General features: G+C 71.1%; 31 protein-coding genes. 15 read left to right on the forward strand and 16 right to left on the reverse strand.

Going from position 1 to position 25114, the window contains the following annotated elements; genetic code table 11:
• The first annotated feature begins 3 nt into the window (after positions 1 to 3).
• The 6 genes from ACG04Q_RS12135 to ACG04Q_RS12160 all read left to right on the forward strand — a co-directional run bounded on the left by ACG04Q_RS12135 (position 4) and on the right by ACG04Q_RS12160 (position 6182).
• Positions 4 to 165: a hypothetical protein gene (locus tag ACG04Q_RS12135; protein ID WP_394511182.1), complete on the forward strand. Its 162-nt coding sequence runs from the start codon at positions 4 to 6 to the stop codon at positions 163 to 165.
• A complete protein-coding gene (locus tag ACG04Q_RS12140; protein ID WP_310325508.1) occupies positions 165 to 470 on the forward strand; it encodes an urease subunit beta in 306 nt (101 codons plus the stop codon). The genes ACG04Q_RS12135 and ACG04Q_RS12140 overlap by 1 nt, the downstream gene beginning before the upstream one ends.
• The gene (gene ureC / locus ACG04Q_RS12145) at positions 467 to 2185 is read left to right on the forward strand and encodes an urease subunit alpha (protein ID WP_394511183.1); all 1719 of its coding nucleotides are present in this window, start codon (positions 467 to 469) and stop codon (positions 2183 to 2185) included. The genes ACG04Q_RS12140 and ureC overlap by 4 nt, the downstream gene beginning before the upstream one ends.
• Positions 2186 to 2279: 94 nt before the next feature.
• Positions 2280 to 3488 (forward strand): TolB family protein, encoded by a 1209-nt coding sequence (locus tag ACG04Q_RS12150; protein WP_394511184.1) that lies wholly within the window; start codon positions 2280 to 2282, stop codon positions 3486 to 3488.
• A 113-nt stretch (positions 3489 to 3601) separates the two neighbouring features.
• The gene (locus ACG04Q_RS12155; protein ID WP_394511185.1) at positions 3602 to 5458 is read left to right on the forward strand and encodes a M3 family oligoendopeptidase; all 1857 of its coding nucleotides are present in this window, start codon (positions 3602 to 3604) and stop codon (positions 5456 to 5458) included.
• A 55-nt stretch (positions 5459 to 5513) separates the two neighbouring features.
• Complete coding sequence (locus ACG04Q_RS12160; RefSeq protein WP_394511186.1) at positions 5514 to 6182, forward strand: ion channel; 669 nt, start codon at positions 5514 to 5516, stop codon at positions 6180 to 6182.
• 17 nt (positions 6183 to 6199) lie between these two features.
• Here the strand turns inward: ACG04Q_RS12160 and ACG04Q_RS12165 are convergent, their stop codons facing one another.
• From ACG04Q_RS12165 to ACG04Q_RS12175, 3 genes are all read right to left on the reverse strand, one after another.
• Positions 6200 to 7456, reverse strand: a complete 1257-nt coding sequence (locus ACG04Q_RS12165; RefSeq protein WP_394511187.1) for an acyl-CoA desaturase — start codon at positions 7454 to 7456, stop codon at positions 6200 to 6202.
• Between the two features lie 10 nt (positions 7457 to 7466).
• Positions 7467 to 7820 (reverse strand): ArsR/SmtB family transcription factor, encoded by a 354-nt coding sequence (locus ACG04Q_RS12170; protein WP_394511188.1) that lies wholly within the window; start codon positions 7818 to 7820, stop codon positions 7467 to 7469.
• Between the two features lie 65 nt (positions 7821 to 7885).
• Positions 7886 to 8440, reverse strand: a complete 555-nt coding sequence (locus ACG04Q_RS12175) for a histidine phosphatase family protein (protein ID WP_394511189.1) — start codon at positions 8438 to 8440, stop codon at positions 7886 to 7888.
• A 120-nt stretch (positions 8441 to 8560) separates the two neighbouring features.
• Between ACG04Q_RS12175 and ACG04Q_RS12180 the strand changes: the two genes are divergently transcribed.
• Together ACG04Q_RS12180 and ACG04Q_RS12185 are read left to right on the forward strand one after the other, a co-directional pair.
• Entirely contained in the window at positions 8561 to 9787 is a 1227-nt protein-coding gene (locus ACG04Q_RS12180; RefSeq protein ID WP_394511190.1) for a CaiB/BaiF CoA transferase family protein, read from the forward strand.
• Between the two features lie 123 nt (positions 9788 to 9910).
• On the forward strand, positions 9911 to 11734 hold the full coding sequence (locus tag ACG04Q_RS12185) for a hypothetical protein (protein WP_394511191.1): 1824 nt from the start codon (positions 9911 to 9913) through the stop codon (positions 11732 to 11734).
• A 234-nt stretch (positions 11735 to 11968) separates the two neighbouring features.
• On the opposite strand, the gene ACG04Q_RS12190 is transcribed toward ACG04Q_RS12185, so the two are convergent.
• From ACG04Q_RS12190 to ACG04Q_RS12210, 5 genes are read right to left on the reverse strand one after another with little or no spacing between them, the layout of a single operon-like run.
• A complete protein-coding gene (locus tag ACG04Q_RS12190; protein ID WP_394511192.1) occupies positions 11969 to 12595 on the reverse strand; it encodes a LysE family translocator in 627 nt (208 codons plus the stop codon).
• A complete protein-coding gene (locus tag ACG04Q_RS12195) occupies positions 12589 to 13251 on the reverse strand; it encodes a class I SAM-dependent methyltransferase (protein ID WP_394511193.1) in 663 nt (220 codons plus the stop codon). Before ACG04Q_RS12195 ends, ACG04Q_RS12190 begins: the two co-directional genes overlap by 7 nt.
• 15 nt (positions 13252 to 13266) lie before the next feature.
• Positions 13267 to 14088 carry a crotonase/enoyl-CoA hydratase family protein gene (locus ACG04Q_RS12200; protein ID WP_394511194.1) on the reverse strand — a complete coding sequence of 274 codons (822 nt, stop codon included), beginning with the start codon at positions 14086 to 14088 and terminating at the stop codon, positions 13267 to 13269.
• A gap of 15 nt (positions 14089 to 14103) precedes the next feature.
• Positions 14104 to 14499 carry a type II toxin-antitoxin system death-on-curing family toxin gene (locus ACG04Q_RS12205; protein ID WP_394511195.1) on the reverse strand — a complete coding sequence of 132 codons (396 nt, stop codon included), beginning with the start codon at positions 14497 to 14499 and terminating at the stop codon, positions 14104 to 14106.
• Positions 14496 to 14720, reverse strand: coding sequence for an AbrB/MazE/SpoVT family DNA-binding domain-containing protein (locus ACG04Q_RS12210; protein ID WP_056269104.1), 225 nt, complete (start codon positions 14718 to 14720; stop codon positions 14496 to 14498). The genes ACG04Q_RS12205 and ACG04Q_RS12210 overlap by 4 nt, the downstream gene beginning before the upstream one ends.
• Positions 14721 to 14783: 63 nt before the next feature.
• On the opposite strand from ACG04Q_RS12210, the gene ureE reads away from it, so the two are divergent.
• From ureE to ACG04Q_RS12240, 6 genes are all read left to right on the forward strand, one after another.
• Positions 14784 to 15479: an urease accessory protein UreE gene (gene ureE, locus ACG04Q_RS12215; RefSeq protein WP_394511196.1), complete on the forward strand. Its 696-nt coding sequence runs from the start codon at positions 14784 to 14786 to the stop codon at positions 15477 to 15479.
• A 134-nt stretch (positions 15480 to 15613) separates the two neighbouring features.
• On the forward strand, positions 15614 to 16207 hold the full coding sequence (locus ACG04Q_RS12220; protein WP_394511197.1) for an outer membrane beta-barrel protein: 594 nt from the start codon (positions 15614 to 15616) through the stop codon (positions 16205 to 16207).
• Between the two features lie 30 nt (positions 16208 to 16237).
• Positions 16238 to 16921, forward strand: a complete 684-nt coding sequence (locus ACG04Q_RS12225) for an urease accessory protein UreF (protein ID WP_394511198.1) — start codon at positions 16238 to 16240, stop codon at positions 16919 to 16921.
• Positions 16918 to 17565 (forward strand): urease accessory protein UreG, encoded by a 648-nt coding sequence (gene ureG / locus ACG04Q_RS12230; protein ID WP_394511199.1) that lies wholly within the window; start codon positions 16918 to 16920, stop codon positions 17563 to 17565. Before ACG04Q_RS12225 ends, ureG begins: the two co-directional genes overlap by 4 nt.
• Positions 17558 to 18397 carry an urease accessory protein UreD gene (locus ACG04Q_RS12235; RefSeq protein ID WP_394511200.1) on the forward strand — a complete coding sequence of 280 codons (840 nt, stop codon included), beginning with the start codon at positions 17558 to 17560 and terminating at the stop codon, positions 18395 to 18397. The genes ureG and ACG04Q_RS12235 overlap by 8 nt, the downstream gene beginning before the upstream one ends.
• Before the next feature lie 115 nt (positions 18398 to 18512).
• A complete protein-coding gene (locus ACG04Q_RS12240) occupies positions 18513 to 18731 on the forward strand; it encodes a hypothetical protein (protein WP_394511201.1) in 219 nt (72 codons plus the stop codon).
• Positions 18732 to 18738: 7 nt separating this feature from the next.
• On the opposite strand, the gene ACG04Q_RS12245 is transcribed toward ACG04Q_RS12240, so the two are convergent.
• The 5 genes from ACG04Q_RS12245 to ACG04Q_RS12265 all read right to left on the reverse strand — a co-directional run bounded on the left by ACG04Q_RS12245 (position 18739) and on the right by ACG04Q_RS12265 (position 22204).
• Positions 18739 to 19137 carry a hypothetical protein gene (locus ACG04Q_RS12245; RefSeq protein WP_394511202.1) on the reverse strand — a complete coding sequence of 133 codons (399 nt, stop codon included), beginning with the start codon at positions 19135 to 19137 and terminating at the stop codon, positions 18739 to 18741.
• Positions 19134 to 19520 (reverse strand): DUF1801 domain-containing protein, encoded by a 387-nt coding sequence (locus ACG04Q_RS12250; protein WP_394511203.1) that lies wholly within the window; start codon positions 19518 to 19520, stop codon positions 19134 to 19136. The genes ACG04Q_RS12245 and ACG04Q_RS12250 overlap by 4 nt, the downstream gene beginning before the upstream one ends.
• 32 nt (positions 19521 to 19552) lie before the next feature.
• On the reverse strand, positions 19553 to 20314 hold the full coding sequence (locus ACG04Q_RS12255; protein ID WP_394511204.1) for a TerC family protein: 762 nt from the start codon (positions 20312 to 20314) through the stop codon (positions 19553 to 19555).
• A gap of 161 nt (positions 20315 to 20475) precedes the next feature.
• Positions 20476 to 21489: a 2-dehydropantoate 2-reductase gene (locus ACG04Q_RS12260; RefSeq protein ID WP_394511205.1), complete on the reverse strand. Its 1014-nt coding sequence runs from the start codon at positions 21487 to 21489 to the stop codon at positions 20476 to 20478.
• Positions 21490 to 21667: 178 nt separating this feature from the next.
• A complete protein-coding gene (locus ACG04Q_RS12265; RefSeq protein ID WP_394511206.1) occupies positions 21668 to 22204 on the reverse strand; it encodes an Mpo1 family 2-hydroxy fatty acid dioxygenase in 537 nt (178 codons plus the stop codon).
• A gap of 96 nt (positions 22205 to 22300) precedes the next feature.
• Here ACG04Q_RS12265 and ACG04Q_RS12270 point away from each other — a divergent pair, with 96 nt between their 5' ends.
• On the forward strand, positions 22301 to 22906 hold the full coding sequence (locus tag ACG04Q_RS12270; RefSeq protein WP_394511207.1) for a YceI family protein: 606 nt from the start codon (positions 22301 to 22303) through the stop codon (positions 22904 to 22906).
• On the opposite strand, the gene ACG04Q_RS12275 is transcribed toward ACG04Q_RS12270, so the two are convergent.
• From ACG04Q_RS12275 to moaA, 3 genes are read right to left on the reverse strand one after another with little or no spacing between them, the layout of a single operon-like run.
• A complete protein-coding gene (locus tag ACG04Q_RS12275; RefSeq protein ID WP_394511208.1) occupies positions 22897 to 23424 on the reverse strand; it encodes a GNAT family N-acetyltransferase in 528 nt (175 codons plus the stop codon). The two genes, ACG04Q_RS12270 and ACG04Q_RS12275, sit on opposite strands and share 10 nt — an antisense overlap.
• Entirely contained in the window at positions 23417 to 23977 is a 561-nt protein-coding gene (mobA, locus tag ACG04Q_RS12280) for a molybdenum cofactor guanylyltransferase MobA (RefSeq protein WP_394511209.1), read from the reverse strand. The genes ACG04Q_RS12275 and mobA overlap by 8 nt, the downstream gene beginning before the upstream one ends.
• Positions 23970 to 25073 carry a GTP 3',8-cyclase MoaA gene (gene moaA / locus ACG04Q_RS12285; RefSeq protein ID WP_394511210.1) on the reverse strand — a complete coding sequence of 368 codons (1104 nt, stop codon included), beginning with the start codon at positions 25071 to 25073 and terminating at the stop codon, positions 23970 to 23972. The genes mobA and moaA overlap by 8 nt, the downstream gene beginning before the upstream one ends.
• Between the last annotated feature and the right edge of the window lie 41 nt (positions 25074 to 25114).

The raw sequence follows: 25114 nt of genomic DNA on the forward strand, positions 1-25114 counted from the left end.
ACCATGCGCGCACTCGCACTGCTCCTGATCGCCGCCCCCGCGCTGGCCCACGATGGCCACGGTGCGCCCACCGCTCACCTGCACGGTTGGGACGGCACTGGCCTGATGGCGCTCGCCGCCGCGGCCGGCGTGGCCGTGTGGTGGCTCGTCAAGGGTCGCAAGTGATGATCCCCGGCGAGCTGATCACCGCCGAGGGCGAGCACGAACTGAACCCCGGCCGCCGCACGTTGACGCTGAAGGTCGCCAACACCGGCACGCGGCCCATCCAGGTCGGCTCGCACTACCACTTTGCCGAGACCAACGCGGCGCTCGGCTTCGACCGCGAGGCTGCGCGCGGCATGCGTCTCAACATCTGCAGCGGCACCGCCGTGCGCTTCGAGCCGGGGCAGACCCGCACCGTCGAGCTCGTCGACCTTGGTGGCGACCGTGCCGTCTGGGGCTTCCGCGGCCTGGTTCAGGGAAAGCTATGAAGATCAGCCGCCGTGCCTACGCCGAGATGCTCGGCCCCACCGTCGGCGACAAGCTGCGCCTGGCTGACACCGCACTCGTCATCGAGATCGAAAAAGACTTCACGCTGGCTGCCGGCGGCTACGGCGAGGAAGTGAAGTTCGGCGGCGGCAAGACCGTGCGCGACGGCATGGGCCAGTCCCAGCGCGTCAACGGCCCCGGCCTGGGCGACGCGGTGGACACCGTCATCACCAACGCCGTCATCGTCGACCACTGGGGCATCGTCAAGGCCGACATCGGCCTGCGCGGCTGCCGCATCGCCGCCATCGGCAAGGCCGGCAACCCCGACGTGCAGCCCGGTGTCGACATCGTCATCGGCCCCGGCACCGAGATCATCGCGGGCGAGGGCTTCATCGTGACGCCCGGCGCCATCGACACCCACATCCACTTCATCTGCCCGCAGCAGATCGAAGAGGCGCTGATGAGCGGCGTGACGACGATGATCGGCGGCGGCACCGGCCCCGCCACCGGCACGCTGGCCACCACCTGCACGCCCGGGCCCCACCACATCGCGACGATGCTGAAGTCGGCCGAGGCCTTCCCGATGAACCTCGGCTTCCTCGGCAAGGGCAACGCGAGCCGGCCCGCGGCGCTGATGCAGCAGATCGATGCCGGCGCCATCGGTCTGAAGCTGCACGAGGACTGGGGCACCACGCCCGCGGCCATCAGCAACTGCCTGGACGTGGCCGAGCTGACGGACACGCAGGTCGCCATCCACACCGACACGCTCAACGAGAGCGGCTTCGTGGAGGACACGATCGCCGCCTTCAAGGGCCGCACCATCCACAGCTTCCACACCGAAGGCGCGGGCGGCGGCCATGCGCCGGACATCATGAAGGTGGTGGGCGAAACCAACGTGCTGCCCAGCTCCACCAACCCGACGCGCCCGTTCACCGTCAACACGCTGGACGAGCACCTCGACATGCTGATGGTGTGCCACCACCTCGATGCCGGCATTGCCGAGGACCTGGCCTTCGCCGAAAGCCGCATCCGCCGCGAGACCATCGCCGCCGAAGACATCCTGCACGACCTCGGCGCCATCAGCATGTTCAGCTCCGACTCGCAGGCCATGGGCCGCGTGGGCGAGGTGTCGCTGCGCTGTTGGCAGACCGCGCACAAGATGAAGGTGCAGCGCGGCTCGCTGCCCGGCGACGGCGCCGGCAACGACAACGCGCGCGTGAAGCGGTATCTCGCCAAGCTGGCCATCAACCCCGCGCTGGCGCACGGCATCAGCCACGAGGTGGGCAGCATCGAGGTGGGCAAATGGGCCGACCTGGTGCTGTGGAAGCCCGCCTTCTTCGGCGTGAAGCCCGCGCTGATCCTGAAGGGCGGCTTCATCGCCGCCGCGGCGATGGGCGATCCGAACGCCAGCATCCCCACGCCGCAGCCGGTGCACTACCGGCCCATGTTCGGCAGCTTCGGCGGTGCGCTGTCGCAGGGCTCGCTGACGTTCGTCAGCCAGTCCGGCCAGGCGCATGCCCAGACGCTGGGCCTGGCCAAGACGCTGGTGCCGGTGAGGGGCTGCCGCTCGGTCAGGAAGACCGACATGGTGCTCAACAACTACCTGCCGACGATGGAGATCGACGCGCAGACCTACGAAGTGCGGGCGGACGGCGTGCTGCTGACCTGCGAGCCGGCGAAGGAGTTGCCGATGGCGCAGCGGTATTTCCTGTTCTGAGCCCGGCGTGAGTCCCGCGATCGCGGGGGCGGCTGTCGCTTGACGGCCCGGGCCGACGTCCTCCCAGACAACCCCTGTTGTCATGGAGACGCTCATGCTTTCCCTGCCTTGCCTGCTTTCAGCGCGGTTCGCCGGCCCGGTGTCGACGCTGCTGCTCCTGGCCGCGTCCGCCGCCCCTGCCGCGCCGCTGCAGGTGTCCGTCGGCGGCGGCATCGGCCAGTCGTACGGCCCCAAGCTGAACGCTGATGGCAGCCGGCTGGCCTACTACTCGGCCACCAACCCCACCGGCGGCAATGCTGACGGCAGCTGGGAGGTTTTCGTCTACGACCGCGCGTCGGGCCAGACGCGGCAGATCAGTGACGAGCCCGGCGGTCAATTCGCCGGCGGCAACCAGACACCCGGCATCAGCGGAGACGGCAGCCGGGTCGCCTTCCAGCACTTCATCATCGACAGCGGGTACGGCTATTTCCAGACCCGGGTCTACGACCTCAACGCCAACGCGCTGACGACGCTGACGCAGCCGGCCTTCGCCGAGACGTCCGCCATCAGCCGTGACGGCAAGACAGTCGCGGTGTCGCTCGGCAACGTGGGCGTGCGCCTGTACGACGTGGCCACGCAGGCCTTCACCAGCCTGCCGCTGGTGAACCCGGCCACGTTCACGATGAGCGGCGACGGCAAGCGGCTGGTCTACGACACGTTCTCGCAGGGCGTGTACCTCTACGACGTGACCACGGGTGCCACGACCGTCATCTCGGCGGCCGGTGGCGGGGGCGGCTTCAACCAGCGGCCCATGATCAGCGCCGACGGCAACAGCGTCGTCTTCACGTCGACCTTTGACCCGTTGGGGCGCAATGCAGACCACAGCAGCGAGGTGTTCCGCTACGACGTCCCGACGAAGACGCTGGTGCAGGTCACGCAGAGCCAGGGCGATTCCCGCGAGGCCAGCCTCAGCGGTGACGGCACCCGCATCGTGTTCAGCAGCAACGGCGACCTGGCGGGCCGCAACGCGGATGGGAACGTCGAGATCTTTGTCTACGACCTGCTGGCGAACAGCTTCCTGCAGATGACCGACGCGCTGAACAGCTACAGCGGCGGCGGCACGCTCAGCGAGGACGGCAACACGGTGGCCTATTTCTCCAACCTCGACCCGCGTGGCGGCAGCCCCGGCAGCAGCTACCAGATCTTCCTGGACACGCTGGAGCCGCGCGCACCGGCCGCGCTGCCGGAGCCGGCGTCGGCCTGGCTGGCGCTGCTGGCGCTGGGCGTGGCAGGCGCGATGCGCCGGCGGCAGCGCCGCGGCTGAGCGGCGGGCATCCGCGCTTCGGGGGGGGCGGCTCAGGGGTTTCCCGGCGTCACTTCGGTCAGCCCCGTGGAGCTTGGCGACACTGGCGCTCCCTTGTCCTCCACCGCGTTGTGATGAACCGTTCACTCTCTCCCCGCGCCCTGATCGTTGGCCTCACCCTGGCCCTCGGCGGCGCCGCGGCGGTGCATGCCGATCCGCTGCCCACCACCTGGAACCTCGCCCCGCTGTACGCCTCGCCGGCCGACTGGGAATCCGCCCGCAAGGCGCTGCTGGCCGACCTGCCCAAGCTGACGGCGCTGAAGGGCACGCTGGGCAAGAGCGCCCAGAGCCTGCTCGCCGGGCTGGACACGCTGAGCGCCGCCAACCTGCGCTTCGAGCGGCTGCGCGTGTACGCCAGCATGACGCAGAGCACCGACAACCGCGACGCCGCCAACCAGCAGCGCAGCAACCTCGCCGGCCAGCTGGACGGCGAATACCACAGCGCCATCGCGTGGGTGGAGCCCGAGATCCAGGCGCTGGGCGAGGCCCGCGTGGCCGCTTTCCTGAAGGCCGAGCCGGGCCTGAAGAGGCATGCCGAGCACCTGCGCAACAGCCTGCGCCAGGCCCGCCACACGCTGAGCGCCGAGACCGAAGGTGCGCTGGCCGCGCTGGGCCCGGTGCGCAGCGCCACGGGCGATGTGCGCACGCTGCTGTTCAACGCCGACACCCGCTGGCCCGAACTGACGGTGGACGGCAAGGCCGAGCGGCTGGACGGCACCAAGTACGGCCTGCTGCGCCAGCACGCCGATCGCGCGGTGCGCAAGCAGGTGTTCGACGCGTTCTTCGGCGCCATCGGCCAGTACGAGAACACCTACGGCGTGACGCTGGGCAACGTGGTGCAGGACGACACGACGATGGCCAAGCTGCGCCGCTACCCCAGCGCGGTGGCGATGAGCCTGGGCGCCGAGGAGATCCCCGAGGCCGTCTACCGCACGCTGGTGGCCGAGGTGCGCCGCGGCCTGCCCACGCTGCACCGCTACTTCAAGCTGCGCCAGAAGATGCTGGGCCTGCCGGACCTGCACTACTACGACATCTACCCGGCACTGGTCACGCAAACCAAGACCTACAGCCTGGAGGACGCCGCCGCGCTGACGCTGGCCGCGACGCAGCCGCTGGGTGCCGACTACCAGGCGCTGCTGAAGCAGACGCTGCAGGCCAACACCATGCATGCACTGCCCGCGCCGGGCAAGAGCGGCGGGGCCTACCAGGACGGCGTCTATGGCGCGCCGCCGTTCGTGTTCCTGAACCACCAGGGGGACTTCGAGTCGGTCAGCACCTTCGCGCACGAGTGGGGCCACGGCATGCACACGGCCATGGCCAACCGCGCGCAACCCTACGAGACGGCGAGCTACTCGCTGTTCGTTGCCGAGATCGCGTCCACCGCCAACGAGGTGCTGCTGAGCCAGTACATGCTGGGCCAGGCCAGCAGCAAGCAGGACAAGCTGTTCCAGCTCGGCTACGCGCTGGAGCGGCTGCGCGGCACGTTCTTCCGCCAGGCCATGTTCGGCGAGTTCGAGCTGAACACCCACGACGCCGCCGCCAAGGGCGAGGCGCTGAACGGCAAGCGCATGACCGAGATCTACTGCCAGCTGCTGAAGGACTACCACGGCGACGCGGCCGGCGTGATGAAGATCGACCCGCTGTACTGCCAGGAGTGGGCGTTCATCCCGCACTTCTACCGGCCGTTCTACGTGTACCAGTACGCCACGTCGGTGACGGCGGCGCTGCACTTCGCCGACGACATCCTGGCCGCCAAGCCCGGGGCGCGCGACAACTACCTCAAGCTGCTGGCGGGCGGGGGCTCGGTGGCGCCGTACCAGGCGCTGAAGAACGCGGGCCTGGACATGGCCAGCCCCGCGCCGTACCGCGCGCTGGTGCAGCGCATGGACCGCCTCATGGATGACATGGAGGCGCTGCTGGCGGCGCCCTGAAGGGGCTGTGCGGTGCTCGCCTAGGGGCGGGCGCCGCTATGCGCACAATGCCGGCATGCCCGCCCGCCACCTCCGCTACCTCGCGCTGACGCGCCGGCACCCGTCGGCCATCCTGCTGCTGGTGCAGCTCGCCGGCCTGCTGCTGTATCCGCTGCTGGAAGACACCCACGACGGCCGCCTGCTGCTGAGCGCGTTCGGCGTGGCGGTGCTGGTCGTGACGACCCGCATGGTGCGGCGCACGCCGGGGCTGGTGTGGGTCAGCGCCTGTCTGGCGCTGCCGGCCATCGTGCTGCTGGCGCTGCAGGCCGCGTTCGACCTGCCGCAGCTGCTGCCGTGGTCGGCCGGGCTGGAGGCGCTGTTCTACTTCTACGCCGCCGCCAGCCTCGTGGCCTACATGATGGCGGACGCCCGTGCCACCACCGACGAGCTGTTCGCCGCCGGTGCCACGTTCACGCTGCTGGCCTGGGCGTTCACCTATGTGTTCGTCGTGCTGCAGGTGCTGGCGCCAGGCAGCTTCGCCGCGGCCGTGAACCCCGAGCAGCCGCGCAGCTGGACGGAGCTGATGTTCCTGAGCTTCGCGCTGCTGTCCAGCACCGGCATCGGCGACGTGATCCCGGTGCGGCCGCTGGCGCGTGGCGTGGCCAGCCTGGAGATGTTCGTCGGCGTGATGTACCTGGCGGTGGTGGTGTCGCGGCTGATCGGCCTGACGCTGATCAAGCGTTGAGCAGGCACCAGGCCGGCTCAGGCCTCGGTGAGGGCCACACGGCCGGACTCCAGTGCCGCCGCAAAGGGCAGCAGCGCGGCCGCTGCCCAGCGTGCCGCGACGCCGCGCGCGCTGATTGCCAGGCACAGCGCAGGCAGCCCGCGCGCCACGGCCACCTGATGCCCGTCTCGCAGCTCAAGCCGGGCGAGGCGCTTGTCGACGGCGAGGGGCTGACTGACGAGGCGCGACAGGCACCGGGCGGACAGGCAGGCCGCCGGCCCAGCCAGCTCCATCGGCCGGCCGCGCGATTCCTGCAGCAGCCGGCGCAGGCTTGGCAGGTCACGCCAGCTGCCAAGGGCTGTCGGCGAGTTCGCCGGGGACGCGTCCAGCGCGCGCAGTTCCGGGCGATGGGCCAGGGCCTGCGGCAACCGGAAACCCCAGGCGAGACCGGCGCGGCGCAGCAGCATCAGCATCCACCAGCCGGGGTCCCACTCGCCCGCATGCAGGCCGAGCCGCGCGGAGCCAGGGAAGGCGTGATGGTTGTTGTGCCAGCCCTCGCCCATCGTCAACAGTGAAGTGAAGCGGATGTTGCGCCCCTGAACGGCGGCGCCGTCGACGACGTGGTGCATGCCGCCCTGGTTGTGCGCGACGTGCCCGATCAGCCAGTGACCGACGACGCCTGCACAGACCCGGGCGCACACCCCCCAGCACACCCAGGCCCAGCCGCCCGCGGCGTACAGCAGCAGCGCCGGCGGCAACTGCTGCAGCATCCAGGTGCGTTCCAGCGCCGCGTAGAAGCGGTCCTGTGCCAGCCGGGGCTCCAACGAAATCTGCGGCGGCCGATCCAGCACCAGCTCGCAGTGCAGCTGCCACCAGGCGTCGCGCCAGAAGGAGGCACCGTGCCGCAGGTATGGGTGGCAGTCGGGCAGGCGTTGCGCGTAGTCGCGCAGTTCGTGCTGGCGCAACAGACCGAGCGGCCCGGCCAGGCCGACTTGCACGCCCAGGTAGACGAAGAGTCGTTCCAGCCAGCGCGGGCATTGGTAGCTGTCGTGGATGAGCTTGCGGTGGCTGCCCAACGAGTGACCCAGCAGCAGCACGATGCCGGTACACAGCAGGAAGACCAGCACGGGCGCCGGATCGAGGTAGAGCCAGGCGCCGATCGCGGCGCCCGTCGCGTGCGCCGTCAGCCAGAGCGACTTGACCGGCGAGTAGCGGACGCTGCCCTCCAGCAGGTCGGTGACGCTGGGCGCCTGCACGCGATGGTGCGCCACGTCTACAGGGGTGGGGTGATGCATGGTGATGTCCTCAGGGCTTGGCGGTCTTGGCGGCACGTGGCGCACCGGCGGGCGTGCCGCCGGTGGTGCGAGCCCTGGCTTCCTGCTTGAGGGGGCGGCCGACCGGGCACACCTCCATCGCATAGCCCGTCAAGCTGTTGACCAGGTTGTCTGCGTTGAGTGCGTACAGCACGAACTGCCCCTGGCGCCGGCTCGTCACGAGCCCGGCGCCCTCCAGGATCGACAGATGGCGCGACACGGCGGGCGTGCTCATCTCGAAACGCTCGGCCAGTGCCGATGTGCTCAGTTCGCCTCCCGACAAATAAGCCAAGATCTGGCGGCGCGGTGAGGACGCCAGGGCTTCGAAAACGCGGTCGAGCTGCATTCTGATTTTGCTATTAACTTATTTGTTAATAGCTTACAGGTTGGGAGGTGCAGCTGCAAGCCGGTTCAGTCGGGCACGGCCGGCGGCGCCAGGCGGCCCAGCAGCGCATGCGGGCCTGTCGTGCGTCGAAGCGCCACGCCTTCGCCCGCCGCCGGGAACACGCCGCTCAGGCCGGTCACGTTGACCTGATGCGTCACCACGACCAGCACCCCCGGGCCGCGCCAGGCGCTCAGCAGGCGGCGCGCTTCGTCCAGTTGGCCGGCTTCGCGCTCCGGCTGCTCGAAGAAGGAGGCGAACGCGGCCTGAGGCTGGGTGGTGTGGCCGGGGAACGCGAGCCGCGCCGTCTCCAGCGTGCGGCACCAGGGCGAGGCCCAGACGGCACCCACCGCCACCGTGCCCAGCCGCTCGCGCAGCGCCTGCCCGAGTCGGCGGGCCTGGTCGCGGCCGGCGTCGCTGAGGTTGCGCTGGGTGCTGCAATCGCCCAGGCGGAAGCCCGGCGGGTCGCCGCCGCCCGGGGCCAGCGCGTGGCGGTACAGCACCACGTCGCCGTCGCGCAGTTCCAGCGACCACGCACAGGGGCTCAGGCACAGGGCCAGCAGGCAGGGGAGGGCGCGCTTCATGGCGGCCGATTCTGCGGGGCGCCGCAAGACCTCGTCCGGGCTTCGGGCTTCGCCGCGGGCCAAGCCTGCGCGCGCGACATCCGCAGGGCGGCCGCGGGCGGCGGGCGGACACTGCCGGGCATGAACGCCCCCGTCGCTTCCACCGCCACCCCCGCCGCGCTGGCCGGCCTCAAGGTCGTCGAGCTGGGCCAGCTGATCGCCGGCCCGTTCGCGGCCAAGACGCTGGCCGACTTCGGCGCCGATGTCGTCAAGATCGAGCCGCCCGGCGCCGGCGACCCGCTGCGCAAATGGCGGCTGCTGCTGGACGGCACGTCGGTGTGGTGGCAGGTGCAGTCGCGCAACAAGCGTTCGCTGGCGCTGGACCTGCGCACGCCCGAGGGCCAGGACGTGGTGCGGCGGTTGGCGGCCGAGGCGGACGTGCTGATCGAGAACTTCCGCCCCGGCGCGATGGAGGCCTGGGGCCTGGCGCCCGACACGCTGCTGGCCGCCAACCCGCGGCTCATCGTGCTGCGCGTCAGCGGCTACGGTCAGACCGGGCCCTACCGCGACCGGCCGGGCTTTGCCGCCGTGGCCGAGGCCATGGCCGGGCTGCGCCACCTGACCGCCGAGCCCGGCCGCGTGCCGGTGCGCACGGGCGTCAGCATCGGCGACACGCTGGCCGCGCTGCACGGCGTCATCGGCATCCTGCTGGCGCTGCAGCACCGGCACGCCACGGGGCAGGGCCAGGTCATCGACGTGGCGTTGTACGAGGCCGTCTTCAACTGCATGGAGAGCCTGCTGCCCGAGTACAGCGCCTTCGGCGTGGTGCGCGAGCCGGCGGGCAGCGCCATGCCGGGCATCGCGCCCAGCAATGCCTACCGCTGCGCGGACGGCGGCTATGCATTGGTGGCCGGCAACGGCGACAGCATCTTCCGGCGCCTGATGACGGTGATCGGCCGTGACGACCTGGGGCAGGACCCGGCGCTGGCCGACAACGCCGGCCGCGTGGCCCGCGTCGCGGAGATCGACGCGGCGATCGGCGGCTGGTCGGCCACGCGGTCGGTGGACGAGGTGCTGCAGGCGCTGGCCGGCGCCGATGTGCCGGCCGGGCGCATCTACACGGTGGCCGACATCGCTGCCGACCCGCACTACCGCGCGCGCGGCATGCTGCAGCAGGTGCGGCTGCCGGGTCTTCCGGGGGGGCGCAGCCTCGATGTGCCGGGCGTCGTGCCCAAGCTGTCGGCCACGCCCGGCAGCCACCGCCGCAACGCGCCGGCGCTGGGGCAGGACTCGGACGCGGTGCTCACCGAGCTGGGGCTGACCGGCGAGCAGATCGCGCAGCTGCGCGAGCGCGGCATCGTGCGATAGCGGGCGCGATGCCGGGCTGGGCCGCCTCCCCAGGCCATGCGTCACCGCCTTGATCAGTGCCGCCGTGCCAGGCAGTGCAAGATGCCACCCCGCAGTACCCTCCACCACCTCACGAGGAAGACCATGCGCTTTGTTCCCGCGGCCATGTTGATGGCCACTGCGCTCTGCCTGCAGACCATCGGCCATGCCCGCGCCCAGCCGGCCGAGCCGGCGAACCTGGAGCGCGTGACGGTGGCGGGCCGCAAGAGCGAGGTGTCGCGGTGGTTGCGGGCCGAGAGCCCGCATTTCGTCGTGTACTCGGACGCCGGCGAGGGCGACGTGGCCCAGCTGCTGGACAACCTGGAACGGCTGGACCACCTGCTGCAGGTCTACACGCTGCCCGACAACGCGGCCCGGCGCCCGGGCGAGCCGCGCGAACCCAAGCTGACGCTTTACTTCCACAACAGCGTCACCGACCTGCGCGCGATCGACGCCCACCCGCCGGCCGATGCCGTGGGGCTTTACAGCAGCTGTGCCGCCGGCGCGCAGGGCTTCGTGGCTCACCTGGAAAGCATGCGCAGCCTCGGCGACGAGCAGCTCGACAAGGCACCGCTGAACGACACGCTGTCGTACGCCTTCGAGGCGTACGCGCGGCACTTCCTCCACCGGCACACGGATATCCGCGTGCCGGCGTCGTTCATCGATGGATTCGCGCAGTACTTCTCCAGCGTGCGCTTCTCGGCGCGGCAGATGGTGGTGGGCCGCGTGCCCCCGGGGCTGGGCGCGTACCTGAAGTTCCTCAGTGACGGCCAGCCATACAGCCTGAGCTACGACGACGTGCTGCAGGGCCGCCTTGCCAACGCCCGCAGCCCGGCGGGCGCGGCGGGCGTGCGGCTGGAGTACGAGGCCAAGGCCTGGCTGCTGGCGCACTACATGCTGTCGTCGCCGGAGAACCGCAGCCGGCTGAACCGCTACCTGGTTGCCGTTGGCCGCGGGGCGGACCCGACGGCGGCGTTCGAACGGGTCTTCGGCCTGCAGCAGGCCGACATCGCCGATGCGATGTGGCGCTACGGGCTCAAGGGTCTTGCGACGCTGCGCGTGGAGCAGCCGCCGCTGCCCGCGGTGCGCGTGAGCTTTCGCAGCCTGCCGCGGTCAACCGGGGAGTTCGTGCTGGCGCATGCCGCGCTGAAGGCCTGCCCCACGCGGGAGGAGGGCGAGTCGCTGCTCAGGAGACTGGCGTCGCTGGCGCCGCGCCACCCCGACGACGACCTGGCGCGCCTCACGCTGAGCCGCGCGCAGATCGGCTGGGGCAACCCGCGGGACGCACTGGCGCCGTTGAACGCGCTGTTGCAGGACGATGACGCGAACCCGGAGGCCCGCTATCTGCTGGGCCTGGCACAGCTGCGCCTGGCCGAGCAAAGCAGCAGCGCGGCGCAGCGCCTGCATGCCGAGGCCGCGCAGCGGGAACTGCGGCGGGCACGCGAGGCGAGCCCGCGCTCGCCGGAGGTGGCGCTGGCCGCTTTCCGGGCCGACGTGGCCGTCACGGGCACGCCGGAGCCGGCCGTGCTGGACGGGGTCATCGCCGCCTGGCAGGGGGCGCGTGATATCGACGCGCTGGGCCGGTCGGCGGCGTTGGCCTCGGCGTTTGCGGGCCAGGCGGACGCAGCACACACGACGCTGGATACGCTGGCGCAGAACGGTCACGACGCAGTGGCCGCGCAATGGGCGCGGCAATGGCGGGCGCGACTGGAGACAGGCGTGAGCCGCGGCGACATCCTGGCCGAGATGCGCCGGGACCCGGTGGCCGACGTCCCGTTCAAGACCTGGACCCTGGACAAGGCCAGCGCCCTGCAGGCCGTCGAGCGCGGCGCGGGCTTGCGGGACGCCGAGGGTGTCATGAAGGAAGCCGCGCGGCAGAACGACAGCGCGACGGGCACCGCAGCGCCTGGCAGCGTCGGCAACCGGTAGCGCTGGGCGCCCGGTGCGGCAGTGCGCCGGTGGCTTTGCGCAGGCTTCGCCTTGGCGGCCCGGGCCGCCGGCAAGATCGCGTCGCCCAAGCAAACGCGCAGACCTCCGCATGCCCCGACGCCTGTGGCGGTAGAACCTGGCGTGCCTGCCGACCGCCTCTGGCCCGCAAGCACGTCGCCGCGCGCTTGTTCGAGGGGGCGATCGACCTGATCGACTGATGCGCCGCGCGCGGCGTCAGCGCGACGCCATCATCCGCACGCCCAGCCCGATGAACACGGTGCCGGCGAGCCGGTCCAGCCACAGGCCCACGCTGGGCCGGCGGTTCAGCCACGCGCCCACGCTGCCCGAGAACCAGCCCAGCAGCCCGAACAGCACCACCGCCTGCGCGGTGAACAGCAGGCCCAGCAGCCCCAGCTGCCACTCCACCTGGCCCTGCGACGCGACGACGAACTGCGGCAGGAACGACAAGAAGAACAGCACCACCTTGGGGTTGATCGCATTGGCGATCAGACCTTTGGCGAACAGCTGGCGCAGCGGCGTGGCGTCGCCCGCGTCGCCGTTCAGCCGCACGGCGCCCGCGTGCCGCCAGGCCTGCACGCCCATCCACACCAGGTAGGCACCGCCCGCCACCTTCAGCAGCGTGAACGCCACCGGCGACGCCGCCACCAGCGCGCTGACGCCGATGACGGCCAGCAGCGTGTGGCTGAGGCAACCCAGCGCGCAACCCAGCCCGAAGGCGATGCCCGCCCGCCGGCCGCGCGACATGCCCATGCTGAGCACCATCAGGTTGTCGGGCCCGGGCGTGGCGGTGAGCACCACGGCGGTGGCGAGGAAGGCGAGGGTTTGAGGTGTGGTCAGCATCGTGATGGCGCCGTGCGTCGGAAGACCCGGGTATGCCAGCGCGTGCCGGCGCTGGCCAGCACGGCATCGCTGCTGCTGGCGCGCTCCAGCGTGGCGCCAAGATCGGCGAGCAGCGCCTGCACGGCGGCCGGGTCATGGTTGTGGAAGCGGCGCCCGTCGGCGTCGCGATCGTCGTCGAGCTGGTTCGCGGCCATCTCGGGCAGAGAAATCAGCAGTGCCGGCCGCTGCAGCCCGCCGTCGTCGGCGGCGCAGGGGCGCAGTTGACGCATCAGCGAAGCCAGCGCGCGGGGCAGATCGGCAGGTGCGACGTGCATCAGCACGGCGCTGCAGACGACGGCGTCAAAGCGCTGCGGGTGGCGCTCGTGGAACGGGTTGCCGAGGTCCGGCAAGGCGCCTTCGGCCAGCCGCCCGGCCAGTGCCGGCTGCAGCCGCAGCGCCGTACTGCGCATGGCGGCGTTCGGCTCCACGCCGAAGACCTCGAAGCCGAGGTCCATCAGCGCCGCCATGTCCCGCCCGGAGCCGGCGCCGACGTCCAGCACGCGGGCCCCGGGCGCCAGCGTCGCTGTCAGGTGGTCGAGCATTGCGCTGCGCCGGGCCTCCGAGCCGGCCAGCTGGCGGGCATAGCCGTCGTAGAAGGCAGCGGTGCGGGCATCCATGCGCGGAGGTGCCTGTCAGTCGCGGAAGGCTGGCGCGGCGCCCTTGCCGGCCATCATGGCCTTCTGCAGGTCTTCGCTCATCAGCATCGCGGCGTTCCAGGTGGCGATGTAGTTCAGGCCGTCGGCCACCGAGTGGTCGCGCGCGTAGTTCAGCTGCTCCTTGCTGCCGCGGATGGACAGCGGCGACTTGGCGGCAATCGTGGCGGCGATCTCGCGCACGCCGGCCTGCAGCGCCTCGCGGCTGTCGAACACACGGTTCACGAGGCCGATCTCGCGCGCCTCGGCGGCCTCCACGCGCCGGCCCGTGTAGGCCAGCTCGCGCACCAGGCCCTGCGAGCCGAGCAGCTTGGGCAGGCGCTGCAGCGTGCCCACGTCGGCCACCATGCCGATGTCGATCTCCTTGATGGAGAAGTAGGCGTCGGCGCTGCAGTAGCGCATGTCGGCCGCGCAGATGAGGTCGATGCCGCCGCCGACGCAGGCGCCGTGGATGGCCGCGAGCACGGGCTTGCGGCAGCGCTCCAGGCTGGTGAGGGTGTCCTGCATGTCGAGGATGAGGCGGCGCAGCGCCTCGCGCATGCGGCCGTCGCAGTCGTCCTGGATCTGCGGCGCGATGCCCATCATCATGGCCAGATCGATGCCGGCGGTGAAGTGCTTGCCTTCGCCCTCCAGCACGGCCACGCGGGCCTCGGGCTGCGCGTCGATCCATTCGAACGCGCGGCGGAAGTCCTGCCACATCGGCGCGTTCATCGCGTTGGCCTTGTCGGGCCGATTCAGGCGGACGGTGGCGATGTGGTCCTGGATGGAGAGGGTGAGGGTGTCGAGTTGCAGGGCGGTCATGTGGGGTCCAGGTTCTTAGGCAATCGGTTCGGTCTGCTGGCGTAGCCAGTCGGCAAGTTCGGCTTCCTTGATCTCGCCGGCAGCGACGCCCAGCATCGTGATGACGCAGTCGGCATCCGTCGCCAGCAGTTCCAGCCCGTTGAGCCAGAGAAACAACTCCATGGCGACATAGGCCGTGCGCTTGTTGCCGTCGACGAAGGGGTGATTCTTGGCCAGACCGATGGCATAGGCGGCCGCCAGTTCGAAGACGTCGGGCTGTTCGTAGGCCGCCAGGTTCTGAGGCCGCATCACCGCCGACTCGAACAGGCCCTCGTCTCGCACACCCGTGCCGCCGCCATGCTCGGCCAGTTGCTCGTGGTGAATGGCCCTCAGCACGTCGGCGTTCAGCCAGCGCCAGTCGGGTGCGCTCACTTGGCCAGTTCCCGCAGCACGGCGCGGCGCTTCTTCATGATGCTGCGTGCAGCGTCCATCTGCTGCTCGAACTCCGGGCTGTAGGGCGAGATCAGCACGCCGTTGACGGCCTCGGACAGATAGAGCACGTCGCCCTTTTCCACCTTCAGGCGCGCCAGCACTTCCTTGGGCAAGATCACGCCAAGCGAGTTGCCGATCTGGGTTACCTTGAGCGCACTCATGATGGAACTCGTCCGTTATAACGGTTGTAATAATATCCAGGGCATTCCACCCCTGACAAGCCCATGATTCACGCCACCAAACGCATTGCCGGCGGCGCCGGCCTCGCCGCCGTGCTGCTCAAGCGCGCCGCCACGCTGGAGCTGGATTGGGACACGCGCAGCAAGAGCCGCTTCTCGGCCACCGATTCCACCGGCCGCGAGATCGGCGTGGTGCTGCCGCGTGGCACCACGCTGCGCGGCGGCGATGTGCTGATCGCTGAGGACGGTTCGATGCTGCGCGTCATCGCCGCCGCCCAGCCCGTGCTGCAGGTGCGCTTCTGCGCCGAGCACGGCCAGCCGTTCGACTTGCTGCGCGCCGCCTACCACCTGGGCAATCGCCATGTGCCGCTGGAGCTGCAGCCCGACCTGCTGCAGTTCGAGCCCGACCCCGTGCTGGCCGACATGCTGCGCCGCCAGCACCTGATCGTTACCGAGGCGCAGGCCGCGTTCGAGCCGGAGGGCGGCGCCTACGGCGAGGGTACGGGCCACGGCCACCACCACGGCGGGCAGGAGCACCATGATCATGGGCATGCGCACGGGCACGCAGCGCCGGCGCGCAAGCCTCTGGCCATTCCGCTCAACGCGCACGACGCGGGTCATGTGCATGGGCCTGGCTGCCGGCATGACCACGGCCATGATCACGCCCACGCCCACGCCCACGCCCCCAGCGAGCCCGGCCACGTGCACGGCCCCGGCTGCGGCCACGATCACTCGCACTGACCGGCAGCTCCCCGGTGGGCGCCTCCACGGTGGGTGGCATGTCGTCTTGCCGTTCGCATGGCGCGCTCGCCCGGGGCTGGCTTCGCATAGCCGACCGCGGGCCATGACATGCCAATGATCCGGGGAGTCGCTCTTTGAACAACGTCCGTTCCGCACTTGCCGCGGCCGCACTCGCGCTGCCGGCCGCCACCTTCGCGCAGGCCAACCTGGCCGCCGCCACCTACGTCGGCGTCGAGTTCGGCACAGGCAAGGTGAGCCTGCACTGCCCCAGCGGCACGCGCTGCAGCCGGGTCGACAGCAACCGCACCCTGCGTGCCGGCTACCGGTTCAACCCCGCGTGGGCGTTCGAGGTGACCTATGCGCATACCGACGCGGATTGGGGCGTGCTGTTCAGCAACTACTCTGCCGAGTACGTCGGCTTCGGTGTCGGCGCGGCGTACACGCTGCCGCTGTCCCAGGAGGTCGGCGCCGTGCTGCGCTTCGGTGGCGCGTCCAATGAGTTGAAGCTGCAGCCCGCGGTGGGCCTGGGGCAGAGCAACCCTGGCACCTTGACCACACGGTCCGTGCAGCCCTACGCCGGCCTGGGCCTGGCGTGGCAGTTCGCGGCGCACTGGAGTGCGAGCCTGAACGCCGACTGGACGCGCGCCGACGTTCGCGACACGCCCACCTCGGCCAAGCAGGCCGTCACCGTGCGCACGCTGGGTGCCGGCATCACTTTCCACTTCTGAGCGCGGGTGCCGTGCGGCGAGAATCGCCGCATGCCGCCCGACACCTCCTCCGCCCTGTTGCACCTGCTGTGGTTGGCCTCGCCGGCGCTGCCGGTGGGCGGCTTCAGCTACTCCGAAGGGCTGGAAGCGGCCGTCGATGCCGGCCTCGTGCATGACGAGGCGAGCGCCGGCGACTGGCTGCTGAACCAGCTGGAACTCGTGCAGGCGCGCGCCGAGCTGCCCGTGGCTGCCGCTGCCCATGCCGCAACGCTGGCGCTGGATGGCGCGAAGCTGGCCGAGCTCAACGCCTGGGTGCTGCAGACCCGCGAGACCAGCGAAAGCCTGCAGCAGACCCAGCAAATGGGTCGCAGCCTGCTGGTGTGGATGCAGGGCCTGGTGCCCGACGCTGCCGCGCTGCCGCTGCTGCAGGCGCTGAAGCCTGCGCCCACCTGGCCCGTCGTCATGGGGGCGGCGGCCGCGTCGCGCGGTGCGGCGCTGGAGCCGGCGCTGCAGGCCATCGCGTTTGGCTGGGCCGAGAACCTGATGCAGGCCGCCGTGCGCTGCGTGCCGCTGGGCCAGACGTCCGGCCAGCGGCTGCTGGCACGTCTCGTGCAAGCCATTCCGCAGGCCGTGGCGACGGCCATAGGCACGCCCGAGCCGGTCGCTTTCGCGCCGCTGCTGGGCGTGCTCGGCGCCCGCCACGAACACCAGTACTCACGCCTTTTCAGATCATGACCGCACCGCTGCACGCCATTCCCAACCGCACCAAGAAGCTCCCGCCGCTGCGCGTCGGCGTCGGCGGGCCGGTGGGTTCGGGCAAGACCACCCTCGTCGAGATGCTCTGCAAGACGATGCGCGAGACCTGGGACCTGGTCGTCGTCACCAACGACATCTACACCAAGGAAGACCAGCGCCTGCTGACCGTGTCCGGCGCGCTGGCGCCCGAGCGCATCATGGGCGTGGAGACCGGCGGCTGCCCGCACACCGCCATCCGCGAGGACTGTTCCATCAACCTCGAGGCCGTGGACCGCATGCTGGAGAAGTTCCCCGACGCGGACATCGTGTTCGTCGAGAGCGGCGGGGACAACCTGGCGGCCACCTTCAGCCCCGAGCTCAGCGACCTGACCATCTACGTCATCGACGTGGCGGCCGGCGAGAAGATCCCGCGCAAGGGCGGCCCCGGCATCACGAAGAGTGACCTGTTCGTCATCAACAAGACCGACCTCGCGCCGCACGTGGGCGCTGACTTGGGAGTAATGCGCAGCGACACCGCCCGCATGCGGCCCGTGAAGCCCTGGGTCATGACCAACCTCAAGACCCGCGAAGGCCTGGCCGAGGTCGTCGCCTTCATCGAGAAGAAGGGCCTGCTCGTTGCCTGATGCCGTTCGCTGGCCGGCGCGGCTCACGCTGAGCGCGGCACGCGACTGCGCCGGCGCCACGCGCGTGCATGCCCGCCACGACGGCCCGCTGCGCCTGCTGAAGACGCTGTACCCCGAGACTGCCCGCATCGCCCATGCCGTGCTGGTGCATCCGCCGGGCGGCCTGGTCGGCGGCGACCGGCTCGACATCCAGCTGGACGTGCAGGCGGGCGCCCACCTGCTGGTCACAACGCCGGCGGCCACGCGCTTCTATCGCTCGAATGCCGGTGAGGCGGCGCAGGTCGTGCACGCGACGGTGGGCGAGGGCGCTCGGCTGGAATGGCTGCCGCAGGAGACGCTGGCCTACCCGGCCTGCATCGCCCGCAACGAGGTGAGGCTCTCGCTGGCGCCAGGCGCCAGCCTGTTCGCCACCGAAGTGCTGGGCCTGGGCCTGCCGGCAGCGGGCCAGCCGTTTGACCGTGGCCGGCTGCTGCAGCACCTGGAGATCACCGGCCAGTGGCTGGACCGCGGCTGGCTGGACGCGGCTGACACCGCGCTGCTGGACGGCCCCTGCGGCCTGGCCGGCCACCGCGTGCTGGGCACGCTGGCCTATGCGCAGACCGATGCGCTGGCGGACGTGTCGGCGCTGCTGGACGACAGCCGCGCGCTGATCGCCGACGTGCCGCGCAGCGGCATCACCCACCTGGCCGGGCCGCGTGGCGCAATGCTGCTGATGCGTGTCATCGGCGACGAGGTCGAGTCGGTCACGCTGGCGCTGCGGCGCGTGCGGGCGCTGTGGCGCGAGCGCCTGTGGGGCCTGCCCGGCGGCGACCCGCGCATCTGGGCGACCTGACCGACGGCGCCGCTGCGCGCCGTCCTACAGGCGGCGTGGGTGCCGCGCGGTGTACTCCAGCCGGGCGACCGCGGTGACTGGATCGCCCGCGACCCAACAATTCCCGGAGGTTTCCATGAACGGCTTGCGTGTGTTCGCACTGGTGCTCATCGTCGGCGGCGCGTTGGCGCTGGCCTATGGCGGCTTCTCGTACACCCAGGACGAGACGGCCGCCAAGATCGGCTCGCTGGAGCTCAGTGTCAAGGAGAAGAAGTCCGTCAACATCCCGGCCTGGCTGGGCATCGCCGGCATCGTGGGCGGTGTGCTGGTGCTGGTGGGTGCCGGCCGGCGCTGAGGCGGCCTCAGCGGTCCATCGCGCGCCAGGTCGGCAGGCAGTGCCGCGCCAGCGCCGTGACCCAGTCCGGCTCGTCGGGCACGAAGGCCAGGCCGTAGCGCGGGCTGACGAGAAAGCCCGCCCGCTCGAACGCGCCGGCGTCCTGCGCCCGCACGAAGCTGCCCAGCGAGGCGAACGGCACGGCGATCGTGCCCAGCAGCAACACGGGCGTGCGCTTGGTGATCTCCTCCAGCCGCCCGCTGTCCTGGAAACGGAACACGCTGTGCCCGTAGTCGAACTCGGTCAGCTCGGCCGCATTGCGCTGGCGGTGCTCCGGCAGGCCGAGGTCGGCGATGAGTTCATCGGCGCACAGGCTGAAGGGGATGCCGTCGAAGGCCTGGAACGGCGTCAGCGGCCGCGCGATCACGGCGCCCCGGTACGGCGCCGCAGGTCGGCGTGCGCCGCGACGATCAGCGCCTGCAGCGCCGCCTCGTCGACGGCCTCGCCGGGCCGCAGCTTGACGTGGCGCATCGCCTTGCCCGTGCCCTGCAGCAGGCCGGCCGGGTCGGGCAGCTCGGCGCCCTTGAAGAAGCCCACGTTGACATGGGCCGTGAACACGTTGACGTAGCCGAAGGCCGCCTCGCCGACGCAGGCGGTGGGGTGGCCGTCATGCAGCAGCTCGCGCACATCGGCGCCGCAGGCGCGCATCGCCGTGAACCAGCGCCTCGCCAGCCGGCCCAGCGCACCGGGCCGCGCCGCCAGCCAGGCATCCACCGCGGCGTCGCGCACCACGGCGCCAGGAAACAGCATCAGCTTCTCCATCGCCGGGAGGCCGTTTGCGCTCAGTCGTCGCCGCCAGGGATCTGCTGGCGCAGCTTGACCTTGGTGTCGGCGTTCTTGCGCATCTTGATGTTGATCATCTCGACGCCCAGCGAGAACGCCATCGCGAAGTAGATGTAGCCCTTGGGCACGTGGTGGCCAAAGCCTTCGGCCACCAGCACGACGCCCACGACGACGAGGAAGGACAGCGCCAGCATCTTGATCGTCGGGTGGCTGGACACGAAGCGGCCGATGGGGCTGGCAAACAGCATCATCAGGCCCACCGACGCGATGACGGCGGCGATCATGATGCGCACGTCGTCCACCATGCCGACGGCGGTGATGATGGAGTCCAGCGAGAACACCAGGTCGATCAGCATGATCTGCACGATGGCCGCACCGAATGCGGCCTTTGCGGCCTTGCTGCCGCTGGGTGCGGTCTCGTCCTCGCCTTCGAGGGAGCCGTGGATCTCGACCGTGCTCTTCCAGATCAGGAACAGGCCGCCGCCGATGAGGATGAGGTCACGGCCCGAGAAGCCGTAGCCGAACAGGTGGAACAGCGGCTCCACCATGCCGACGATCCAGGCCAGCGTCAGCAGCAGGCCGATGCGCATGAACATCGCCATGAACAGGCCCAGGCGGCGTGCCGTCTCCTGCTGCGCCTTGGGCAGCTTGTCGACCAGGATGCTGATGAAGATGATGTTGTCGATACCCAGCACCAGCTCCAGCGCGGTCAGCGTGGCGAGGGCGATCCAGGTCTGCGGGTTCGAGAGCAGTTCGATCATGGCGTGCCGATCTTATTTTTGGTAAGCCGATCATTCTCGCCAGCACCCGCGGCCGGTGCGGACAGCCTCAGGCTGACGGACGCTTCGGTTTTACGGGGGGTGTCGTTGGCTGGCGACTGTAGGCCCGGCCGGCGCGCAATGCCAGCCTGCGACGACCGGCGTCAGCCCAGGCCCATGGCTGCCAGCAGCTCCGTCGGCGTGTAGGCGCGGCGGCGCCGGGGCCAGTCCTCGACCAGGGCCTGCATGCACGCATTCAGCGGCGCGCTGCGGTGCAGGCTGTGCGCCAGCCGCACCACCTCGCCGCACAGCGCGTCGATCTCCGTCGTGCGGCCCATGGCGAGATCGTCCGCCATGCTGGAGCGGGCCTTGGCGTCGATGCGCAGCATGCGCGACGCGATCAGCCGGAACAGCGGCGTGGGCAGCCGCAGCAGCTTCAGCACGCGGCGCGGCGGCAGCGGCGAGAGCTGGGCGACGGGGCGCTGGGCGGCGTCCAGCAGGTCCAGCGCCTCTTCCTGCAGCGCCGCCAGCACGCGTCGGTAGCCGCGCTCCAGCAACTCGTCGCGCAGCGGCCGGCCGGACAGCGCGTTGACCGGGTTGTTCAGGTTCATCAGCAGCTTGCCCCACTGCACGGGCGCGAGGTCGGCATGCAGCTTGAGCTTCATGCCGACGCCGGCCAGCGCCGTCTGCCAGGCGGCCAGCGCGACGTCGGCCGCGCCGCCTTGCGCCGCCAGCGCGCCGCCGGTGCCGCGGTGGTAGTGGCCGGGCGCCAGCTCGGCGATGTTGAAGGGCACCATGCCGGCGTGCCAGTGCAGCTGCGGTGCCAGGGCGCGGGCCTGCGGCGTGTTGGCGATGCCGTTCTGCAGGCTGACCACCGGCGTGCCCTCGGGCAGCGTCAGGCCCAGCTCGGTGGCGGCCGCGGCGGTGGCTCCGGACTTCACGCACAGCAGCACCAGGTCGGGCTTCAGGCCGGCGGGCGGCTCCTCATGCAGGCGCAGCTGCAGCGGCGGAATGTGGCGGTCCAGGCCGTCCTGGTCGGTCACGCGCAGGCCGTGCTTGCGCAGTGCGCCCAGCACGCGCGGGCGGCCCACGAAATGCACCGGCACGCCAGCCAGCTGCGTCAGGCCGCCGACAAAGCAGCCGACGGCGCCGGCGCCCATGACGAGAACGCCGGTCATTGGGTCAAGCGGTCCGTGTGGTGTATTGGATGTATTTTGCGGGCCGAGCGCTGGGCCGCTCGCGAGCCGGCCCGCCTTTGGCGATGTGCTTGCCGGTCAATCCGGCAAGCATCGTCGTCCCCTCGGGGGACCGACTGGGCTGACCCGCGTGCAGCGTGGTCAGACTGGTCGAGGGGCCTCAAGGATGCGCGAGATCGCGCAAGTGCGTGGGCCCCACGCGGCGCTCGATCTCGGCCAGCAACGGGCGGCCCCAGCCCAGCATGAACAAGGCCTCGCCGACGACGAACATCGGGCCGACCAGCAGGCCCACGAGGTCGTCCACGAATGCGGGCTTTTTGCCCTCGTAGTAGTGGCCGACGAACTGGAACACCCAGCCGACGACGAAGCTGCCGACACCCACCGCCAGCCAGCTCGCGAGCGACCCCTGCGCGAACGGCATGGCCAGCGCGGTCAGCACGCCGTTGACGATGGCAGTGGCCGCGCCCAGCGCGAGGTTGCCGCGCGTCAGGTACCACAGCGCCGACAGCGCCCACAGCAGGATGGCCGCGTTCATCGGTGTGCCGCCGATGCTGAACTCGGCACGGGCCAGCAGCGCGCTGATCGCGAACACGATGAGCGGGATGCCGATGAAGTGCGTGGTGATGTTGCGGCGGTCGCGGTGGTAGGCGGCGTATTGCGCCATTAGGTCGAGCGCGGGGCGGAACAGACTGGCCATGATTGCTGGCTCCGGCGAGGAGATGGTGGCTATGCTAGACCAGCCGGGTGCGGGAACGCCGCGCCCGACAGTGCAAAACCCCCGCAGATTCCCCAGTTGAGCCCTTTGCAGACAACTCGCCGACAGCTGCTGATCGCCGTGGCCGCGCTGGCCGGCTGTGGCAATGTCCCGTTGGCGACAGCGCCGGTGGTGGAGGGCGCCAGCGCGCTGCGCGTGCTGGTCTACCGCGGCGGGACGGCGGCGCGGCTGGGGCACAACCATGTGCTGCAAGCGGCCGACCTGCGCGTGGACTGGCCCGCCGCCGGGCCGGTGCTGCGTTTCCGGCTGGATGCGCTGGCCGTCGACCCGCCCGCGCTGCGGGCTCGCCTGGGCGATGCCTTCGCCAGCGCGGTGGACGACGACGCCCGGGCCGGCACGCGCGCCAACCTGCTGAAGGCACTGGACGCGGGGGCGCATCCCGAGGTCGTCGTGCGAACGCTGCAGCAGGTGGGCGAGGGCGGCCGGCGTGCCGTGGAGGCCGAGATCACGCTGCATGGCGTCTCGCGTCGGCAGTGGTTCGTCGCCGAGGTGGACGGGCCGCGTGCGCGCGGCGAGGTGGTGGTGCGGCAGAGCGACTTCGGCATCCAGCCGTTCACCGTGCTGGGCGGGCTGCTGGCGGTGCAGGATGCGCTGCTGGTGCAGTTCGAGCTGGCTCAGCCCTGAAGCCGCAGCAGCATCAGGTCCTTGTCCAGCCGGCGGCCGTCGGGCAGGCGGATGGCGTCGGGCAGGCAGCCGTAGCGCGTGAAGCCCGCGCTCTCGTACAGGCCGATGGCGGCGCGGTTGCCGGCGGTCACGCTGAGCGTCACCTGCGCCAGCCCGGGCGTGGCGCGCAGCCGGGTGATGGCTGCGGCCAGCAGCGTGCGGCCGATGCCGCGGCCGACATGGGTGTCTGCGACCATCATGCCGACGAGGTGGGCCAGGTGCTGCACCTTGCGGCGGGGCTCGCGCTCGCAGGTCAGCGCGCCGACGATGCGGCTGCCGTCCAGCGCCAGCAGCGTGAACAGCGTGCCGCCGCCCGCGCCGCCGGCCAGCCGGCTGCGGTAGCTGGCGATGTCGCGCTGGCGCTCGGTCTCGGCGTCGGACGTGAAGGCCTCGGGGTGGCCTGCCAGCATCGCGTCGCGCAGCGCCTTGTAGCCCAGCAGGTCGGGTTCCAGCATGGGGCGCAGCGTGATGTCAGCCATGCAGGTCCGCCAGGTGGTTGAGGTTGGCAAAGGCGGCCTCGTCATCGAAGTGCGCCACACCGTGCGGCTGGGACAGCATCCAGCGCAGCACGGCCCGGCCGCCGCCGTGCAGATAGCCGGCCAGCGGCTCGCGCAGCCGGGCGTGCAGCAGCGCGTGCGTGGGGTGCTCGCGCGCCGCCTCCGCGAAGGCCAGGCCGTGGGGCTGGGCGGCGCGCAGCAGGCGCTCCGCGAGGTCGGGCGGCAGGTGGGGGCAGTCGCAGGGCGCGGTCAGCAGCCAGGCGTCGGCGGGGAGGGCGGCCAACCCGGCCAGCATGCCGGCCAGCGGGCCGGCGAATTCGAGGCCGGGCGGGTCGGGCAGCACGGGGTGGCCGAAGGCGGCGTAGGTGTCGATATGGCGGTTGGCGCTGATGCGCAGTGTGCCGGCCTGCGGGGTCAGGCGCTCGATGACATGGGCCACCAGCGGCCGGCCGTGCAGCGGCTGCAGGCCCTTGTCCACGCCGCCCATGCGGCGGCCGCGGCCGCCGGCGAGCACCAGCGCGTGGATCTCAGCCACCGATGTAGTGCATCTCGACGCGGGGCTCGGCAACGGCGGCGGCCGTGCCGCGCAGCTGCGAGTAGCGGTCGTCGCGGCCGGCCCACACGCCGGCGATGGCGCCGGCCAGTTGTTCGTCGCTGACCGGCGCCGTGCCGCGCAGCAGCGCGCGCAGGTCATGGCCGCGGTGGGCGAACAGGCAGGTGTAGAGCCGCCCCTCGGTGGACAGCCGTGCGCGGTTGCAGTCGCCGCAGAAGGCCTGCGTGACGCTGGAGATGAAGCCCACCTCCCCGCCGCCGTCGGCGTAGGCCCAGCGCTCGGCGGTCTCGCCCGGCGCGCTGGCCGACAGCGGCGTCAGCGGGAACTCGGCCGCGATGCGGCGCTGCACCTCGGCCGAGGGCAGTACCTGGTCCATGCGCCAGCCGTTGGTGCTGCCCACGTCCATGAATTCGATGAAGCGCAGCACGACGCCGCTGCGCCGGAAGTGGCGCGCCATCGGCAGGATCTGGTCATCGTTGACGCCGCGCTGCACCACCATGTTGACCTTGATGGGCCCCAGGCCCACGGCCTGCGCGGCGCGGATGCCGTCCAGCACGTCGGCCACCGGGAAGCCGACGTCGTTCATGCGCTGGAACACGGCGTCGTCCAGGCCGTCCAGGCTGACGGTCAGGCGGTTCAGGCCGGCGGCCTTCAGCGCGGCGGCCTGACGGGCCAGCGCGGAGCCGTTGGTCGTCAGCGTCAGGTCCAGGGGCCGGCCGTCGGGCGTGCGCAGCGCGGCCAGCATCGCAATGAGCCGGTCCAGCCCGCGGCGCAGCAGCGGCTCGCCGCCGGTGATGCGCAGCTTCTCGACGCCCAGGCCCGTGAACACGCCGGCCAGCCGGGTGATCTCCTCAAAGCTGAGGAGGTCGGCGTGCGGCAGGAAGCGGTGGTGCTTGTCGAACACCTGCTTGGGCATGCAGTAGCTGCAGCGGAAGTTGCAGCGGTCCGTCACGGAGATGCGCAGGTCGCGCAGCGGCCGGCCCAGCGTGTCGGCCAGCGGCTGGCCCGGCAGCCGGGTGGGGGTGCCGGCCGGGCGCGGCGGGCGGGCGTCGTGCAGGGGAATCACGCGGGCGTGCATAGATCGCCCATTGTGTCAGCCGTCGCATGCCCAGGGGGCTT

This window comes from Pelomonas lactea, from assembly GCF_043555885.1.
Taxonomy (GTDB): domain Bacteria; phylum Pseudomonadota; class Gammaproteobacteria; order Burkholderiales; family Burkholderiaceae_C; genus Pelomonas; species Pelomonas lactea.

Excerpts from the sequence above, each read along its gene's own strand:
- ACG04Q_RS12135 (WP_394511182.1), top strand. The coding sequence starts at position 4 with ATGCGCGCACTCGCACTGCTCCTGATCGCCGCCCCCGCGCTGGCCCAC.
- ACG04Q_RS12140 (WP_310325508.1), top strand. The coding sequence starts at position 165 with ATGATCCCCGGCGAGCTGATCACCGCCGAGGGCGAGCACGAACTGAAC.
- ureC (WP_394511183.1), top strand. The coding sequence starts at position 467 with ATGAAGATCAGCCGCCGTGCCTACGCCGAGATGCTCGGCCCCACCGTC.
- ACG04Q_RS12150 (WP_394511184.1), top strand. The coding sequence starts at position 2,280 with ATGCTTTCCCTGCCTTGCCTGCTTTCAGCGCGGTTCGCCGGCCCGGTG.
- ACG04Q_RS12155 (WP_394511185.1), top strand. The coding sequence starts at position 3,602 with ATGAACCGTTCACTCTCTCCCCGCGCCCTGATCGTTGGCCTCACCCTG.
- ACG04Q_RS12160 (WP_394511186.1), top strand. The coding sequence starts at position 5,514 with ATGCCCGCCCGCCACCTCCGCTACCTCGCGCTGACGCGCCGGCACCCG.
- ACG04Q_RS12165 (WP_394511187.1), bottom strand. The coding sequence starts at position 7,456 with ATGCATCACCCCACCCCTGTAGACGTGGCGCACCATCGCGTGCAGGCG.
- ACG04Q_RS12170 (WP_394511188.1), bottom strand. The coding sequence starts at position 7,820 with ATGCAGCTCGACCGCGTTTTCGAAGCCCTGGCGTCCTCACCGCGCCGC.
- ACG04Q_RS12175 (WP_394511189.1), bottom strand. The coding sequence starts at position 8,440 with ATGAAGCGCGCCCTCCCCTGCCTGCTGGCCCTGTGCCTGAGCCCCTGT.
- ACG04Q_RS12180 (WP_394511190.1), top strand. The coding sequence starts at position 8,561 with ATGAACGCCCCCGTCGCTTCCACCGCCACCCCCGCCGCGCTGGCCGGC.
- ACG04Q_RS12185 (WP_394511191.1), top strand. The coding sequence starts at position 9,911 with ATGCGCTTTGTTCCCGCGGCCATGTTGATGGCCACTGCGCTCTGCCTG.
- ACG04Q_RS12190 (WP_394511192.1), bottom strand. The coding sequence starts at position 12,595 with ATGCTGACCACACCTCAAACCCTCGCCTTCCTCGCCACCGCCGTGGTG.
- ACG04Q_RS12195 (WP_394511193.1), bottom strand. The coding sequence starts at position 13,251 with ATGGATGCCCGCACCGCTGCCTTCTACGACGGCTATGCCCGCCAGCTG.
- ACG04Q_RS12200 (WP_394511194.1), bottom strand. The coding sequence starts at position 14,088 with ATGACCGCCCTGCAACTCGACACCCTCACCCTCTCCATCCAGGACCAC.
- ACG04Q_RS12210 (WP_056269104.1), bottom strand. The coding sequence starts at position 14,720 with ATGAGTGCGCTCAAGGTAACCCAGATCGGCAACTCGCTTGGCGTGATC.
- ureE (WP_394511196.1), top strand. The coding sequence starts at position 14,784 with ATGATTCACGCCACCAAACGCATTGCCGGCGGCGCCGGCCTCGCCGCC.
- ACG04Q_RS12225 (WP_394511198.1), top strand. The coding sequence starts at position 16,238 with ATGCCGCCCGACACCTCCTCCGCCCTGTTGCACCTGCTGTGGTTGGCC.
- ureG (WP_394511199.1), top strand. The coding sequence starts at position 16,918 with ATGACCGCACCGCTGCACGCCATTCCCAACCGCACCAAGAAGCTCCCG.
- ACG04Q_RS12240 (WP_394511201.1), top strand. The coding sequence starts at position 18,513 with ATGAACGGCTTGCGTGTGTTCGCACTGGTGCTCATCGTCGGCGGCGCG.
- ACG04Q_RS12250 (WP_394511203.1), bottom strand. The coding sequence starts at position 19,520 with ATGCTGTTTCCTGGCGCCGTGGTGCGCGACGCCGCGGTGGATGCCTGG.
- ACG04Q_RS12255 (WP_394511204.1), bottom strand. The coding sequence starts at position 20,314 with ATGATCGAACTGCTCTCGAACCCGCAGACCTGGATCGCCCTCGCCACG.
- ACG04Q_RS12260 (WP_394511205.1), bottom strand. The coding sequence starts at position 21,489 with ATGACCGGCGTTCTCGTCATGGGCGCCGGCGCCGTCGGCTGCTTTGTC.
- ACG04Q_RS12265 (WP_394511206.1), bottom strand. The coding sequence starts at position 22,204 with ATGGCCAGTCTGTTCCGCCCCGCGCTCGACCTAATGGCGCAATACGCC.
- ACG04Q_RS12275 (WP_394511208.1), bottom strand. The coding sequence starts at position 23,424 with ATGGCTGACATCACGCTGCGCCCCATGCTGGAACCCGACCTGCTGGGC.
- moaA (WP_394511210.1), bottom strand. The coding sequence starts at position 25,073 with ATGCACGCCCGCGTGATTCCCCTGCACGACGCCCGCCCGCCGCGCCCG.